The sequence below is a fragment of the Roseiflexus sp. genome (assembly GCF_057785375.1).
Genome location: NZ_JBYNRX010000022.1, coordinates 29,729 through 44,242 on the forward strand (window position 1 = coordinate 29,729; position 14,514 = coordinate 44,242).

12 protein-coding genes are annotated in these 14,514 nt (G+C 59.9%); 11 read left to right on the top strand and 1 reads right to left on the bottom strand.

What is annotated here, in order from left to right; translation table 11 throughout:
• Window positions 1–272 precede the first annotated feature (272 nt).
• Complete coding sequence (locus tag AC3EA7_RS03770; RefSeq protein ID WP_488612696.1) at window positions 273–1,601, top strand: glycoside hydrolase family 140 protein; 1,329 nt, start codon at window positions 273–275, stop codon at window positions 1,599–1,601.
• 14 nt (window positions 1,602–1,615) lie between these two features.
• Here the strand turns inward: AC3EA7_RS03770 and AC3EA7_RS03775 are convergent, their stop codons facing one another.
• Entirely contained in the window at window positions 1,616–2,173 is a 558-nt protein-coding gene (locus AC3EA7_RS03775; protein ID WP_488612697.1) for a transposase, read from the bottom strand.
• 813 nt (window positions 2,174–2,986) lie between these two features.
• Between AC3EA7_RS03775 and AC3EA7_RS03780 the strand changes: the two genes are divergently transcribed.
• The 10 genes from AC3EA7_RS03780 to AC3EA7_RS03825 all read left to right on the top strand — a co-directional run bounded on the left by AC3EA7_RS03780 (window position 2,987) and on the right by AC3EA7_RS03825 (window position 14,481).
• The gene (locus tag AC3EA7_RS03780) at window positions 2,987–3,832 is read left to right on the top strand and encodes an ABC transporter substrate-binding protein (protein ID WP_488612698.1); all 846 of its coding nucleotides are present in this window, start codon (window positions 2,987–2,989) and stop codon (window positions 3,830–3,832) included.
• Window positions 3,833–3,836: 4 nt separating this feature from the next.
• On the top strand, window positions 3,837–4,490 hold the full coding sequence (locus tag AC3EA7_RS03785; protein WP_488612699.1) for an amino acid ABC transporter permease: 654 nt from the start codon (window positions 3,837–3,839) through the stop codon (window positions 4,488–4,490).
• A gap of 6 nt (window positions 4,491–4,496) precedes the next feature.
• A complete protein-coding gene (locus AC3EA7_RS03790; protein ID WP_488612700.1) occupies window positions 4,497–5,234 on the top strand; it encodes an amino acid ABC transporter ATP-binding protein in 738 nt (245 codons plus the stop codon).
• 14 nt (window positions 5,235–5,248) lie between these two features.
• Window positions 5,249–5,923 (top strand): amino acid ABC transporter permease, encoded by a 675-nt coding sequence (locus tag AC3EA7_RS03795; protein WP_488612716.1) that lies wholly within the window; start codon window positions 5,249–5,251, stop codon window positions 5,921–5,923.
• Between the two features lie 547 nt (window positions 5,924–6,470).
• Complete coding sequence (locus tag AC3EA7_RS03800; RefSeq protein WP_488612701.1) at window positions 6,471–7,796, top strand: DUF362 domain-containing protein; 1,326 nt, start codon at window positions 6,471–6,473, stop codon at window positions 7,794–7,796.
• A gap of 705 nt (window positions 7,797–8,501) precedes the next feature.
• A complete protein-coding gene (locus tag AC3EA7_RS03805; protein WP_488612702.1) occupies window positions 8,502–9,062 on the top strand; it encodes a PadR family transcriptional regulator in 561 nt (186 codons plus the stop codon).
• A gap of 11 nt (window positions 9,063–9,073) precedes the next feature.
• Window positions 9,074–9,880, top strand: a complete 807-nt coding sequence (gene modA / locus AC3EA7_RS03810) for a molybdate ABC transporter substrate-binding protein (RefSeq protein ID WP_488612703.1) — start codon at window positions 9,074–9,076, stop codon at window positions 9,878–9,880.
• Entirely contained in the window at window positions 9,877–10,557 is a 681-nt protein-coding gene (gene modB, locus AC3EA7_RS03815) for a molybdate ABC transporter permease subunit (RefSeq protein WP_488612704.1), read from the top strand. Before modA ends, modB begins: the two co-directional genes overlap by 4 nt.
• The gene (locus AC3EA7_RS03820) at window positions 10,554–11,729 is read left to right on the top strand and encodes an ABC transporter ATP-binding protein (protein WP_488612705.1); all 1,176 of its coding nucleotides are present in this window, start codon (window positions 10,554–10,556) and stop codon (window positions 11,727–11,729) included. The genes modB and AC3EA7_RS03820 overlap by 4 nt, the downstream gene beginning before the upstream one ends.
• Window positions 11,730–12,450: 721 nt before the next feature.
• Window positions 12,451–14,481: an amylo-alpha-1,6-glucosidase gene (locus AC3EA7_RS03825; RefSeq protein WP_488612706.1), complete on the top strand. Its 2,031-nt coding sequence runs from the start codon at window positions 12,451–12,453 to the stop codon at window positions 14,479–14,481.
• Window positions 14,482–14,514 lie beyond the last annotated feature (33 nt).

The following is a 14,514-nucleotide window of genomic DNA, read 5'->3' on the forward strand; positions in this document are numbered from 1 at the left end:
CGGTGATATGATACCACGCGCCTGTTGGTCCTGCGTTCGTGGCGCAGTGGATGTGGAACACGGATTTGCACTGATTGAGACCATCTCAGGCAGATCGGGAGTGAAAACCAGAAAGCCCCGGCAGCAACCGGGGCCTCCTGGCGAAGGAGGGGAAGAAAGGGTTATCTAAAGTATATGCGATGTGCTAGAGTTATACGCTATCTCACTTTGGTCCTATTCTGCCATAGCGCTTGCGGCTGTCCCAGAGGGGGACAGAAAAATGGAGGAAGTCGATGTCTTTGCCACGCATTTGTGTCAGCACAAACCGACGTTTTCTCATGACCGAGGGCGGCGAGCCGTTCTTCTGGCTGGGCGACACCGCCTGGGAACTCTTTCATCGTTTGAGTCTGCCTGAAGCCGAACACTACCTGGACGTGCGGCGTCAGCAGGGGTTTAATCTGATTCAGGCAGTGACGCTGGCGGAACTGGATGGACTGCACACACCTAACGCACAGGGGCATACGCCGCTTCTTGGTGACGATCCCACCCGACCAAATGAGTTCTATTTCCGCCACGTGGACGCGATCATTCGCCTGGCTGCCGAAAAAGGACTGTACGTTGGTCTATTGCCGACGTGGGGCGATAAAGTGCATGCACGTCTGTGGGGTATTGGACCAGCTATCTTCAATGCTGAGAATGCACGTATCTATGGAAGATTCCTTGGTGAGCGCTATCGGGATGATACGAACATCATCTGGATCCTTGGCGGGGATCGTCCGGCGGCTGGCTATGAACCGATATGGTCGGCGATGGCGGCGGGAATTGCCGAAGGATTGGGGTTCACGCCGTTTATCACATATCATCCGGCTGGCGGAATGAGTTCCTCGACCACACTCCACGATGCCGAATGGCTCTCGATGAATATGCTTCAATCCGGTCATAGCCTGATGGACGCGCCCAACTGGGAGATGATCCGCGCCGACTATGCACGTGCGCCGATTAAGCCAGTGCTGGACAGCGAACCGAACTATGAGCATCATCCGGTGGACCCCTACCTGCGCACATGGAAACCGGAGTATGGCCGCTTTACCGATTACGATGTGCGCAAGCAGGCATACCGTGCAGTGTTCGCAGGCGCTTGTGGACACACGTATGGCAGCCACTCCGTCTGGCAAATGTGGTCGCCCAAATATGCACCGATGAACTTCCCGTCGCCTGCATGGGACGAGGCCATCTACGGACCGGGGGCGCAGCAACTGGTTCACCTGAAGAATCTGCTGCTCTCACGACCATACTTTAGCCGCATTCCTGCGCCAGACCTGTTGCCGGATGCAACTCACATCGTGCTGCCTGTGGAACAGGAGGATCGGATGAATCCTGTTCGCGCCGCACACCCCATCGCCACCCGCGACAGTGAAGGAACGTATGGGCTGGTCTACTTTCCGCTGGCGGGTCAGTCGTTGAGAGTGGATCTGCGTCTTTTGCAGGGAGATGTTCGCTCGACATGGTTCGATCCACGCAATGGAGCGACCTATCCCATTGGGACACACCCTCGAAAGATTGTGACTTTCGTCTCGCCAATTGGCGGACCGGACTGGGTGCTGATCCTGGAGGCGGCGTAACCGTCGCCTGAAGGCTAGCGGCGACGATTTCGGAGGTACTTCAAGACCATCTCCCGATAGACATGAGGTTGGTCTATCCGGGCTTGCACGAAATTCTGGTCTATCAGCAGACTGTGCCGCTTCCTTACCCACTCGAGGTAGTTGCTGTATAACCACTGACCCGGATCGGACACCAGGCCATCTTTAACAGGATTGGCGTGAATGTAACAGCAGAGGTGAAGAAGATACGTTTCATCCATGACAGGTTTCGCCTTGAAACGATGCTCAAACAGTGTGCCGCTACAGCGGTATCGTTTGTTGAAGGCTTTCGTATAGCTATTGAAGACGCGTTGAGGAAGCAGACCAGCGGGCGAGCCGCCGTCCTGACGCACCAGCAAATGGTAGTGATTGGGCATCAGGCAGTAGGCGATGACGGCGATTTGCAACTCCTGAGCGTATTGCCCGATTCGCTGCAAGACGAAGGCGTAGTTTTCTGGTTCGCGGAAGATGGGCATCTTGTGGGCGCCACGGTTGTAGATGTGGTAGTACATGCCGGGTTGCCAGGTGATCGTATCTCGACGAGCATAAGGCATTTGAGTTTCTCCTTTTTCGCAGAGCGGTTTTCAGATCCGCAACCGCTAGTATTGCTACCGCATGACCATCGCAGCGGTGACGCGGGTGACCGTCACCTCCTGGTGGCTGCTGCGGTGTGCTGCCCTTCCCCTCGGCTGCGGGCGCGTCTCGCGCTGCCGCCCACACCGGCGCGGTGACGGTCACCTCCTCCTGGTGGCTGCGGTGCGCTGCCCTTCCCCTCGGCTGCGGGCGCGTCTCGCGCTGCCGCCCACACCGGCGCGGTGACAGTCGCCTCTGCCGGGCGGCTACCGCAGGGCGCTCCCCTCCCCAGGTGACCGTCACCTCCTGGTGGCTGCTGCGGTGTGCTGCCCTTCCCCTCGGCTGCGGGCGCGTCGCGCGCTGCCGCCCACACCGGCGCGGTGACCGTCACCTCCTGGTGGCTGCGGGGCAGTGCTTTTCCCCTCGGCTGCGGGCGCGTCTCACGCTGCCGTCCAAATCGGCGCGGTGACAGTCGCCTCTGCCGGGCGGCTACCGCAGGGCGCTCCCCTCCCCAGGTGACCGTCACCTCCTGGTGGCTGCTGCGGTGCGCTGCCCTTCCCTTCGGCTGCGGGCGCGTCGCGCGCTGCCGCCCACACCAGCGCGGTGACGGTCGCCTCTGCCGGGCGGCTGCGGGGCAGTGCTTTTCCCCTCGGCTGCGGGCGCGTCGCGCGCTGCCGCCCACACCGGCGCAGGGCGCCTCGATAACCTGTGCTATACTTTTCGCACCATCAAATGCCCCCGTTGTGTCTGCTGCCCCGTGCAACGTGCAGACACGACATATCAGGAGGAATGCTATGAAAAAACAGATGCTGATCATCCTGGCGCTGATCGTTGCCGTGCTGGCGATCAGCGCCTGTGGCGGAGCACCCGCCGCACAACCGACCCAACCCCCGGCGCAACCGACCCAACCCGCCGCACAAACGGCGGGGAAACTGGCGCAGATCCGGGCAGCCGGCAAACTCATCGTCGGCACCTCGGCAGATTACCCGCCCTACGAGTCGATTGACGCCAGCGGCAACTTCGTCGGCTTCGACATGGACCTCATCCGCGCCGTCGGCGAACAACTCGGCGTTGAGGTTGAAATCCGCGACATGCCGTTCGACTCGTTGATCGCATCGCTTCAGGAGGGCAAGATCGATGCCGTGATCGCCGCCATGCAGGCGACTGCCGAGCGCGAAGAGAAGGTCGATTTCACCATTCCCTACCGCATGACGAAAGATGCCTTCATCGGCGCGAGCGACACAACCATCGTCATGACCAAACCGGAAGATGCCGCGGGACTGGCTATCGGCGCCCAGACCGGCACGGTTCAGGAGGGCTGGATCCAGAAAAATCTGGTTGCAACGGGCCTGACGCCTGCGGATAAGGTCTTCAGTTACGAACGCGCCGATCAGGCGGCGCTCGACCTTGCCAGTGGGCGTCTCCAGTTGGTGCTGATGGACGCTGAACCGGCGCTGGAACTTGCCAGGCAGAATGGACTGAAGGTGCTGCTCGTCACTGAGACAACCGCCGAGGGCGGCAAAAGCGTTGCCATTCCTGAAGGCGCTGCCGATCTCAAGGCAGAACTTGATCGGATTATTCAGGGATTGATCGACGACGGCACAGTGAAGGCGCTCGAAGAAAAGCACGGTCTGCCATAATCGAATGATGGGACTGTTTCAGGACCTGCTGACGACCTTCAATTTTATTGTGCAGGGATTGTGGGTGACCATCAGCGTTACGGCAGTTGCGCTGACCGTCGGGTTCACCATTGGCGTTGTTATGGCAATTGCGCGCGTCTATGGTCACCCCGCCCTTCAGACGGCGGTCTCCGCCTACAGCGTGGTTATTCGCGCTGTGCCGGTGATCGTCATCATCTTTATTCTGTTCTTCGTCATCTCGCGTTATGTCAATCTTTCGCCTTTCTGGGCTGGCGCGCTGGCGCTGGGGTTCGCCTCGGGAGCGTATCAGACCGAGATCTTTCGTGGTGCGATTCAAGCGGTGCAGTCGGGGCAGATGATCGCAGCGCGGGCAATCGGTATGAGCCGCTTGCAGGCGATCCAGAGCATCGTGCTGCCGCAGGCGCTGCGGCTGGCGCTGCCTGCCTGGGGGAATGAGGCGACGCTCGTGCTGAAAGACTCAACACTGGTGTTTGCCGTCGGCGTGCCGGAGATCCTGCGGCGCGCGCAACAGGTCAGTGCGCGCACCTTCGAGCCGTTTCTCGCTTTCGGTGTTGCGCTCCTGCTCTATCTGGCATTGACGCTGATAACAACCCAGGCGCTCCAATGGATCGAGCGCCGGTATCGGTTGCAGGTGTAGCCCCTCATGACATCTCCTATTCTCCGCATCGAAGACGTGCATAAATCATATGACTCGCTGCACGTGCTCAAAGGTGTTTCGCTGACAGTGCAACCACGCGAGGTCGTGGTCCTGGTCGGCCCAAGCGGATCGGGCAAGAGTACGTTGCTGCGCTGTATCAACCTGCTCAACCCGCCGACGAAAGGGCGCATCTGGCTGGAAGATCAGGAAATCACCGCACCCGGCGTCAATCAGGACCGTGTACGCCAGCGTATCGGGATGGTGTTCCAGGAGTTCAATCTCTTCACGCACCTGACGGCGCTTGGCAACGTGATGATCGGGCTGATCAAGGTGCGCAAGATGCGCAAAAACGAAGCGCGCGACCTCGCCATGTTCGAACTGGAGCGCGTGGGGCTGGCGGATCGCGCCCACTATTATCCAGCGCAGTTGTCTGGCGGGCAGAAACAGCGAGTGGCAATTGCCCGCGCATTGGGGATGGATCCGCATGTCATGCTGTTCGACGAACCAACATCGGCGCTCGATCCCGAATTGACCGGCGAAGTGCTCGCTGTGATGCAAAAACTTGCTGGTGAAGGCATGACCATGATCGTCGTGTCGCACGAGATGGGATTCGCCCGGCAGGTTGCCAACCGGGTGGTGTTTATGGAGGGTGGCGTGGTGGTGGAAGAGGGAACGCCGCAGCACATGTTCGAGCAGCCGACCCATGAACGGACACGTGCGTTTTTACGGAATATCATGCAGTAGACTGGCACGTGGACATGCAAGACTTTATCGACCTTCTGAACAAAGTGACTCCGGACCTGTTGCGAGGAACCGTCGTAACCCTGCAGATCGCAACTATCTCGCTGGTCCTTGGGATGATCGTCGGGCTGCCGGTCGGCATCGGGCGTGTCTACGGACCGGTGTGGCTGCAACGTGTGCTTGGCGCGTATGTGACCCTCTTTCAGGGAACACCGTTACTGATCCAGTTGTTCATGGTGTATTACGGGCTTCCCGACATTGGCATCACGCTGGGCCGTTTGCAGGCGGCATTTCTTACGCTTGGACTCAATAGCGCCGCTTATCAGGCGGAATACCTGCGCAGCGCACTGCAAGCGGTGAGCGAAGGTCAGATGACGGCTGCACGCGCCATCGGGATGAGTACATGGCAGGCGATCCAGAGCGTCATTCTGCCGCAGGCGGTGCGCCTGGCGCTGCCTGCCTGGTCGAACGAAGCCGTTGCCATGCTGAAGTACACATCAGTCGTGTTTCTCATCGCTGTGCCCGATCTTATGGGACAGGCGAAGATTCTTGCAAGCCGGTACTTTGCCCCCATTCAGATTTATCTGATCGTCGCTGTGTTCTACATTGCGCTAGTCGGCGTCGCCTACCTGATCCTTACCCTGATCGAGCGCCGCGCGCGCATTCCTGGATTGACAGGCGACACCACCTGACAACCCCACATCATGGCGCAGCGAAGGGCTGATTCGATGCTTGCGTCGAAGAAAGTCATCGAATCAGCGCGCATATGGGAATGAGGAACTGATTCGCGCCTGCGTTATAATAAGAATGGGTCCACTGCAAAAAGGCTTAACCACCAAGGACACGAAGCGCACGAAGGTGAAGAAACATGAAGCGCATGTCCTTTGTGTCCCTTTGTGACTTTCGTGGTTTCGTGGTTACATCTTTTTGCAGTGAATTCAAGAATTAAATCCGGGCGCAGAGCTTTGTAAAATGTTCATCACGTTCGCTTGCATCGGCAAATGAGACGTGGTAGAGTCGTAGCCGGTTCAGGTATCGCCTTCGCCCCATTCACCCAGCCTCACTCCCCCAACCACTCATCAGGAATGATCACACAAAGACGCCGACATCGTCCGCAGCGCTGCCGCGACCGCGTCAGCACGTCTACGTATCCTACCTACCAGGCAGGACGTTGGAGCGCCAGATGGCATGCTCGGAGCGCCGATTCCGCTGACCCACAAAACCAACAGGAGGATTGCGATGGATGGGAAACCGCGCATCACACGCCGCCAGTTTCTGATAGGAGCGGGAGTAGCCACTTCAGGGTTGTTGCTCGGACATATCCAGCGCGCGGTCGGGTATGCAACCCGCCTCGCTGTCGATACGCCGGTCGTTGCTGCACGGGTGTACTGTCCACTGATCATCGTTGATACGCGGGCGACCTCAATGGCAACACCATCTCCCTCGGCGACAGCGACCCCTTCCCCCACGGCGACCCCTCCCCCAACAGCGACTCCCTCCCCCACGGCGACCCCTTCCCCCACGGCCACATCGGTTCCATTGCTGCGCGGACACGTTGTGCACACCCACCACCCACGCGCAACATCGTGGAACTTTTCGAGCGGCTGGTACGGCGATACCGTCGATTCCCGAATTGTCGCCGACATGGTCGACGAAGGCGTCACGCGACTGACGCACACGTCCACCCGCGCCGACGCCTGGGCGACCCTCCTGCCGGACTACCAGCCGGGACAGATGATCGGCATCAAAGTCAGTCTGAACAATGCTGCGCGCAACGACGACGACAATGAAATTGATGCGCTTATGGACCCGATCAATGCCGTTATCCGCGGTCTGCTGGCAATTGGCGCGTCTGAGCAGAACATCTGGATCTTCGATGTCACTCACGGCAACCATCCGGGTATTATTCCGCTGCGCTTCAAACGCCGCTGCGCCTACACGCAGGTCAATTTCGCATCCTATCAGGACGAACATCCCGAATTGGGCTTCAGCACGGTTGAGAAGGTTCGCTTCAATACACCGCCAGGCATCCCCGCTCCTCCAGACCTGCCGTTCTGCAACGCGCTGGTCAACGTGCACTATCTGATCAATATGCCGCTGATGAAACGTCACGTTGGCACCGGCATCAGCCTGGGCTTCAAGAACCATTTCGGCTCGATTGATCGTTGCAACCGGCTGCACCGGTATACCGACATCGGCGCCGATTATTTTTCCGACAGGTACAGCCCGCTGGTGGACATCAACGCGCATCCGCAGGTCCGACAGAAGACCGTGCTCATTATCGGCGATAGATTGTTCGGCAACCCTGTGAACAATATCAGCGAACCGCGCCGCTGGCGCACCTTCGGCAATGCCGCCCCCAACAGCCTGTTCTTCTCCCGCGATCCGGTCGCTATCGACTGTGTGATGGCGGACTACCTGCGCGCCGAAAACAACGGTGAGATCGCCGGGTCCGATTACTATTTGCGTCTGGCAGAGACCGCCGGACTTGGAGTGTATGAACGGGGCAATCCCTGGGGAGACGGGTATGACCGAATTGTGTATGAGCGTATCAATCTTTCCTGATGGGAGGGATTCGGATATGAATGGCCAGATGGCATCCTGACGGGCGAGGATTTTGTCAGCGAAAGCGGCGGCAGATTGGTCAGCAGGTGATGGCATCCTGACGGGCGAGGATTTTGTCGGAACCATCTCTTGAGTCCACGGCACAAAGGCTTCACCACCAGGGACCCGAAGCGCACGAAGGGGCAGAACCATGAAGCGCATGTCCTTCGTGTCCCTTGGTGACCTTCGTGGTTGCTTGTTGCAGTGAAGCAACCACCAGGGACCCGAAGCACACGAAGGGGCAGAACCATGAAGCGCATGTCCTTCGTGTCCCTTGGTGACCTTCGTGGTTTCGTGGTTAGCTTTTTGCAGTGAAGTCATCTCTTCTCAAGCCTATCCGGAAAAACTCATTGGGTAGGCGAAGGCAATGCCTTCGCCTACCCGGTCGCACTTCAGTCAGCGATTTTTCGGATAGGCTCTGAGAGCGATCAACTAAAACCCGGACAATCAAGGACGTGGAGTGGCTGACGTTGGCTTCGACAGGCTCAGCCAACGTCAGCCGCAAGACGGTCAAGACGAGCAATGGTTGTGCAACATTTAGTTGGTCGCTCTATTAGCCGACGCTTGTACATCCCCAGCGAGGACGTCAGTGCGCAGCGATACTTGACACAAAGTACACGTTCGGGTATATTCTCTACACTTATTTATTGCATAAGTATTTGCGTTATGAGCAGCATTCGGCACCCGCTGACTATCGAATTTGCGCTGCTGGGGCTGGTGTGGCAACGGCCCATGCACCCTTACGAGGTCCACCAGCATCTGCGCAACAACTCTGCGCTAGGTGAAGTCTGGCGTGTCAAACAGGCGCACCTCTACGCACTGTTGCGCCGCTTCGAGAACGAAGGGTTTCTGACCGGAGTCATTCAAACCCAGGAGAGTCGTCCGCCGCGTCGGGTGTTGCGCCTCACGACACGAGGGCGCGAAGCGTTTGCCGAATGGATGCGCACGCCGGTGACTCATGGGCGTGATTTTCGGCTCGAGTTCCTGGCAAAACTCTACTTTGCCCACCAGGATGGCATCGATACCGTACAGTCGCTGATTACGCGACAGCAGCATGCCTGTCAGCAGTTGCTCGACCATCTCGATACGAAAGCGGCGACGGTTTCGCCCGATCAGCCATATCGCCGCCTGGTCATCCAGTTCCGACGCGGGCAGATCCGGGCAGCGCTGGCATGGCTGGAAACGTGTCGCACCGAGTTGATACCCGGCGTTTCCACCCACTGGTGAAAGGGGAAGGAATGGCGCTCCGATACTGCACACTGCTTCTGATGATCGTGCCGCTTATTGTCAGCGCCTGTGGCGCCGCGCCCGCTCCCCTGACGCCTTCGGGCGCTTCCGGCAATGAACTGGTCGTCGCCGCCGCCGCCGATCTGACGCCAGCCTTGCAAGAGATTGGCAAGCTGTTCGAGGAACAAACCGGCGTCAGGGTAGTGTTCAACTTCGGTTCAACCGGTCAACTCGCCCAGCAGATCGAACGCGGCGCGCCGTTCGACCTGTTCTACGCGGCGAGTAAGTCGTTCATCGAGGAATTGCACGAGAAGGGATTGGTCATTCCCGATACGATGGAAATCTACGCCCAGGGGCGCATTACGCTCTGGACACGCCCCAACAGTGCGCTGAAACCAGAGCGGGTGGAAGACCTGGCTGACGCGGTTTACCAGCGCATCGCCATTGCCAATCCTGAACACGCTCCCTACGGTCAGGCAGCGAAAGAGGCGCTCGAACGCGCTGGCGTCTGGGAGACGGTGCAGCCACGGTTGGTATTCGGCGAAAATGTGGCACAAACGTTAACCCTGGCAGACGCCGGTAATGTCGATGTGGCGATTGTGGCGCTCTCACTCAGCATTCAGAGCAATGGCAACTGGACGCTCATTCCCGCCGAATTGCATCCCGATCATCCGCTGCTGCAAATGGTGGCAGCAATTGCCGGAACCCAACGGGAGCAGGAAGCGCGCCAGTTCATTGCGTTCGTGAACGGTCCCGAAGGACACGCCATTATGAAGAAATATGGTTTCATCCTGCCGGGAGAGATGGTCAGCCGATGAACTGGCCCGCTTTCTGGTTATCGGTACAGGTCACCGCAATTGCGAGTGTCATGATTCTGATTGTGGGGCTTGCATGCGCATTCCTGCTTGCCCGCGTCCAGTTTCCGCTCAAGATTCTGGTCGAAACGCTGATCATGCTCCCGCTCGTGCTACCGCCGAGCGTCATCGGCTACTATCTGCTGCTGGCGTTTGGTCGGGGCAGCCCGCTGTTTGAGTGGTTCCACATCAGGATTCTGTTCACCTGGCAGGCGGCGGTTGCTGCATCGGTCGTGGTGGGGTTACCGTTGATGGTGCAGAGCAGCCGCGCCGCGCTGGCAAACGTCGATCCGCTGCTGGAAAACGCGGCGCGCACGCTCGGTGCGGGTGAAGTGCGCATCTTCTGGCGGATCACGCTGCCGCTAGCACGGCGCGGCATTCTGGCGGGCATGATCCTCGGCTCGGCGCGCGCCCTCGGCGAATTTGGCGCAACGCTGATGGTCACCGGGAATATTCCCGGACGCACCCAAACCCTGCCGGTTGCCATCTACGATGCAGTACAGGCGCAGCGCTACGCCGATGCGCACCTAATGGTGCTGGTGATGACGGCGCTGGCGTTTGCCGGGTTGATCCTGGCGCGCCGGCTGGAGCCGCCGACGTCAGGAAAACGTATCGGGCAATCTGCGGAGGCTTCGGCATGAGTCCGCGATTGCACGTTGACTTCATCAGGCGCCTGGGGAATGTCACCCTGCAGATGCGCTTCACCCTCAACACGGAAATCCTGGTGCTCTTTGGGCCGTCCGGCGCCGGAAAAACCCAGACGCTCCAGGCGATCGCCGGTCTGTCCACACCGGATAGCGGCGTGATTACGCTCGACGATACAACCTTCTTTCAGCGTATCCCGGGAAAACCGCTCATCAACCTTCCCGCGCGCAAGCGACGCATTGGTTATGTCTTCCAGCAGTATGCGCTGTTCCCCCATATGAGCGCACTCGAGAACGTGATGTTTCCGCTGGCAGGCCGGCGCGATGCGCGTGAACGCGCGATGGAGTTGCTGGAACGGATGCACCTGGCGCATCTGGCGCAGCGCATGCCGCACGAGTTGTCGGGAGGGCAGCAACAGCGCGTCGCCATCGCCCGCGCACTGGCAACCGAACCGCGCGTGTTGCTGTTTGACGAGTCCTTTTCGGCGCTTGATCGTCCCATTCGCGAACAGTTGCACGAGGAGATCCGCGCGCTTCAGGCAGAACGTCGGCTGATTGTCATCTATGTCACCCACAATCTCGACGATGCCTTTGCCGTCGGTCATCGTCTGGCAGTGGTGCGTGACGGTCGGCTCGAGCAGATCGGGCGTATCGACGAAGTGTTCATGCGCCCGGCAAATCAGTGGGTGCTCAACATCCTTGGCATTCCCAATGCGATCAGTGCATGCGTTGTGGAGACCGGACCATCTGGCGCATTCCTCGACTGGAACGGGATCACGCTCGAAGCGCCGCCGATCAATGCGCCTCCTGGCACACAGGTGGTAGCGTACATTCGCCCGGAGGATATTCGCCTGATCTATCCTGACCGTCCGCTCAGTCGTACTATTGGCAATAATCACCTGGAAGGCATTGTGGTCGAACATCGCCTGGGACGCCATATGCATCACCTGAAGGTAGCGCTGCCCGATAGCCGACAGATCGAGGCCGTCTACCCGGCGTCGTCATACACGACAATGAACCTGACGCCGGGTGAACCAGTGCGCCTGGCGCTGCGGAAAGAGAGCATTGTCATCATCACCGGGCATCAGGGAGCAGTCCGTTCAGATGCATCAAGGCTCGATGGGCATCCTGAGCGCAATCCCGCGTCAGCCCCCTTATTTCCGTTGTAGCACGTCACACAAAGGCACAGAGGCGCAAAAACTCACTTCTTACTCTTTCTGATACTAACTCGCGGTTAGTCAGACAAGATGTTCGAACGTTCGTTGTGCAAGGCGCAACGGTCAACGCGCACCGGCAGTCATATCGTGGACGCATGACTGCGCAGTGGCGTCAGCAGCCCCAAAGGGGCTTTCACTTGCAGTGAGCGCCGTCGAACCGCCTGCAGTGAGCGTGGTCGAACTGCGTCCTCAGCGAGGGCTTTAGCCCGCAGCGCCCCGGCGCTCTGCCACGCGCATCGGCGGTACTGTATAGTCGGAAATCAGAACGATGACGCCATGCAACCGCGGCTTCTGCATGGCAGCGCGCCAGGCAGGGTATACTATGGCTGCGACAGGCTCAGCCAACGTCTGCGGCGACAGGCTCAGCTACTGTCCGCAGCGACAGGCCCGGCAGACGGTGGCTGCGACAGGCTCCGCCACCGTCTGCGACGACAGGCCCGGCAGACGGTGGCTGCGACAGGCTCCGCCACCGTCTGCGACGACAGGCCCGGCGGACGGTGGCTGCGACAGGCTCCGCCACCGTCTGCGGCGACAGGCCCGGCGGACGGTGGCTGCGACAGGCTCTGCCACCGTCTGCGACGACAGGCTCTGCCAACGTCTGCCGTGAGATGGTCAACACGGGCAATGATCGGGCAACATCTGGGTGATCGCTCTATAAAAAGGACGCCGTTTCGTGACTCTTCAGCGCTATTTCATCGACGACGACGTCTGGACAGCGGAAGCTGAACCGACGACGCCGGTGTTCATCAGCGGGAAACGCATCTACGCCATTACCACCATCGGCGGCGTGGCGCATCCGTTCGGTGAATGGCACGTGCGCGGCAAGATGGGCGGGGTGTGGGCGCATCCGCTGCGGGTGCTGGATGGATGGACACTGACCCTCGAGGCATATGGCGCAACGACGCCGCTGGATCACGCAACACACTGCGATCTGTTCGGCGCGTACCTGACCCGACACTTTACCGTCGGCGATCTGGCGCTGGAATGGACCGAGTTCGCCGCCGAGGATCAGCCGCACTACTACGCTACGCTGCTGGTGCGCAACGACGGCGCTGCGCCAATAGACGCCGCTGTGGTGCTGCGCGCCGAAGCCGACCTGCGCTTCTGCTGGTTTGGCGGCGTCGCTCCCGCCGAACCGGAACTGTACACCCTCCCAAACGGCGTTGCCTGGCGCGCGCCAGGCGCGTATGCCGGCGTCACTGTAACGCTGACAGGCGCAACGTCGGCGAGGTGGGATGTCGCCGAACGAACGGCGCAGGCGCGCTTCCCGTTGATGCTTCAGCCGGGTGAGGCGCTGGCGCTGCAATGGCGACTTGCCCTGCAACGCGATGATGCCCCGCCGCCGGGCAATGTGTTGCGCGCGGCAGTCGATACCCTGTCGGCGAAGATCGCGCTCTACCGCTCGATGGCCAGTGAGATGCGCCTGGAAACGCCAGATAACGATCTGAACCGCTTCTGGCAGGCAGCGCGACAGAATGTGCGCATGCTCATGGCGGATTATCGTCCGGCGCTGGCGCCATACCTGCTGGCAGGGTTGCCGGAATACCCGCAACTCTTCGGCTGCGATACGGCATACAGCGTGCCGGGCGTCGTCGCCGGCGGATTCGCCGATGTCGCCCGCAGTGCGCTCGAGGAACTCGGCAGGTACGCCTGGCGCGCCTGTAGCCGCGTTCCTCACGAAATCACGACAAATGGGCGCGTTTATCATCCGGGCAACATCCAGGAAACCCCGCAGTTTGCCGTCGCCTGCTGGGACTATGTGCGCTGGAGCGGCGACCTGGCATTCCTGGAGCGGATGTATCCGGTGTGCGTCGAAGGATTAGAGCATTTCGGCGCAACGCTCGAAGGGCGCGGCTACCCGATCGGTGATGGCGTGGTCGAGGTTCCCGGCATGGGCGCATGCAAACTCGATACGGTCTGCTACCTTTACCAGGCGCTGACGTCGCTACGCGAGATGGCGCTGGCACTGGGGCGACCACACGACGCCATCCGGTTCGCCGGGGATGCTGGCGCGCTGGCGACGCGCTTCGAGAACGACTGGTGGATCGAGCAGGAAGGGATGTATGCCGACTCACTGCACCTTGATGGCCGGCAGCAGTTCGATGGTCACTGGACGGTTGTGCTGCCGGTGATGACCGGCATCGCCTCCCCTGAACACGCTCGGCGCTCGCTGGATCGAATCATGCGCGAGTGGATCAACGAATGGGGCATGGTCCATACCCGCAGCGCCGATCCACGGGTGTGGACGCTACCGACGGGCCTGCTGGCGCTGGCGGCGTTCCGCAATGGACAGGCGGATACCGGTTTCAGACTGCTGCGGTGCATCGGCGAAACAGCGCGCCACGGAACACTCGGAACGCTGAAAGAACTGATCCCGCAGGGGTTGTGTTTTATACAACTCTGGTCAGCAGGACTGCTGTTGCAGGGTATCACCGAAGGACTCCTCGGTCTCAACCCACAGGCGCATCGTCACGAACTGACCATCGAACCGCACCTGCCATCGACCTGGAAAGGCGCGACGCTGCACGGCTTGCGCATTGGCGAACACGTCCTCGACCTTCATATAGCGCCGGAAACAGTCGAGATCCGCTACCTGAAGGGGGACGTTCCGCTATTGGTGCGCTACCGCAGCACGCCCGACCGACCATGGAGCGAAGCGCAGGTCATGCCGGGAAGTCGGGCACGGCTGACACACGAGGATTGAAGCATTCCATACTAACGTTTTGTTAGAGTTTGC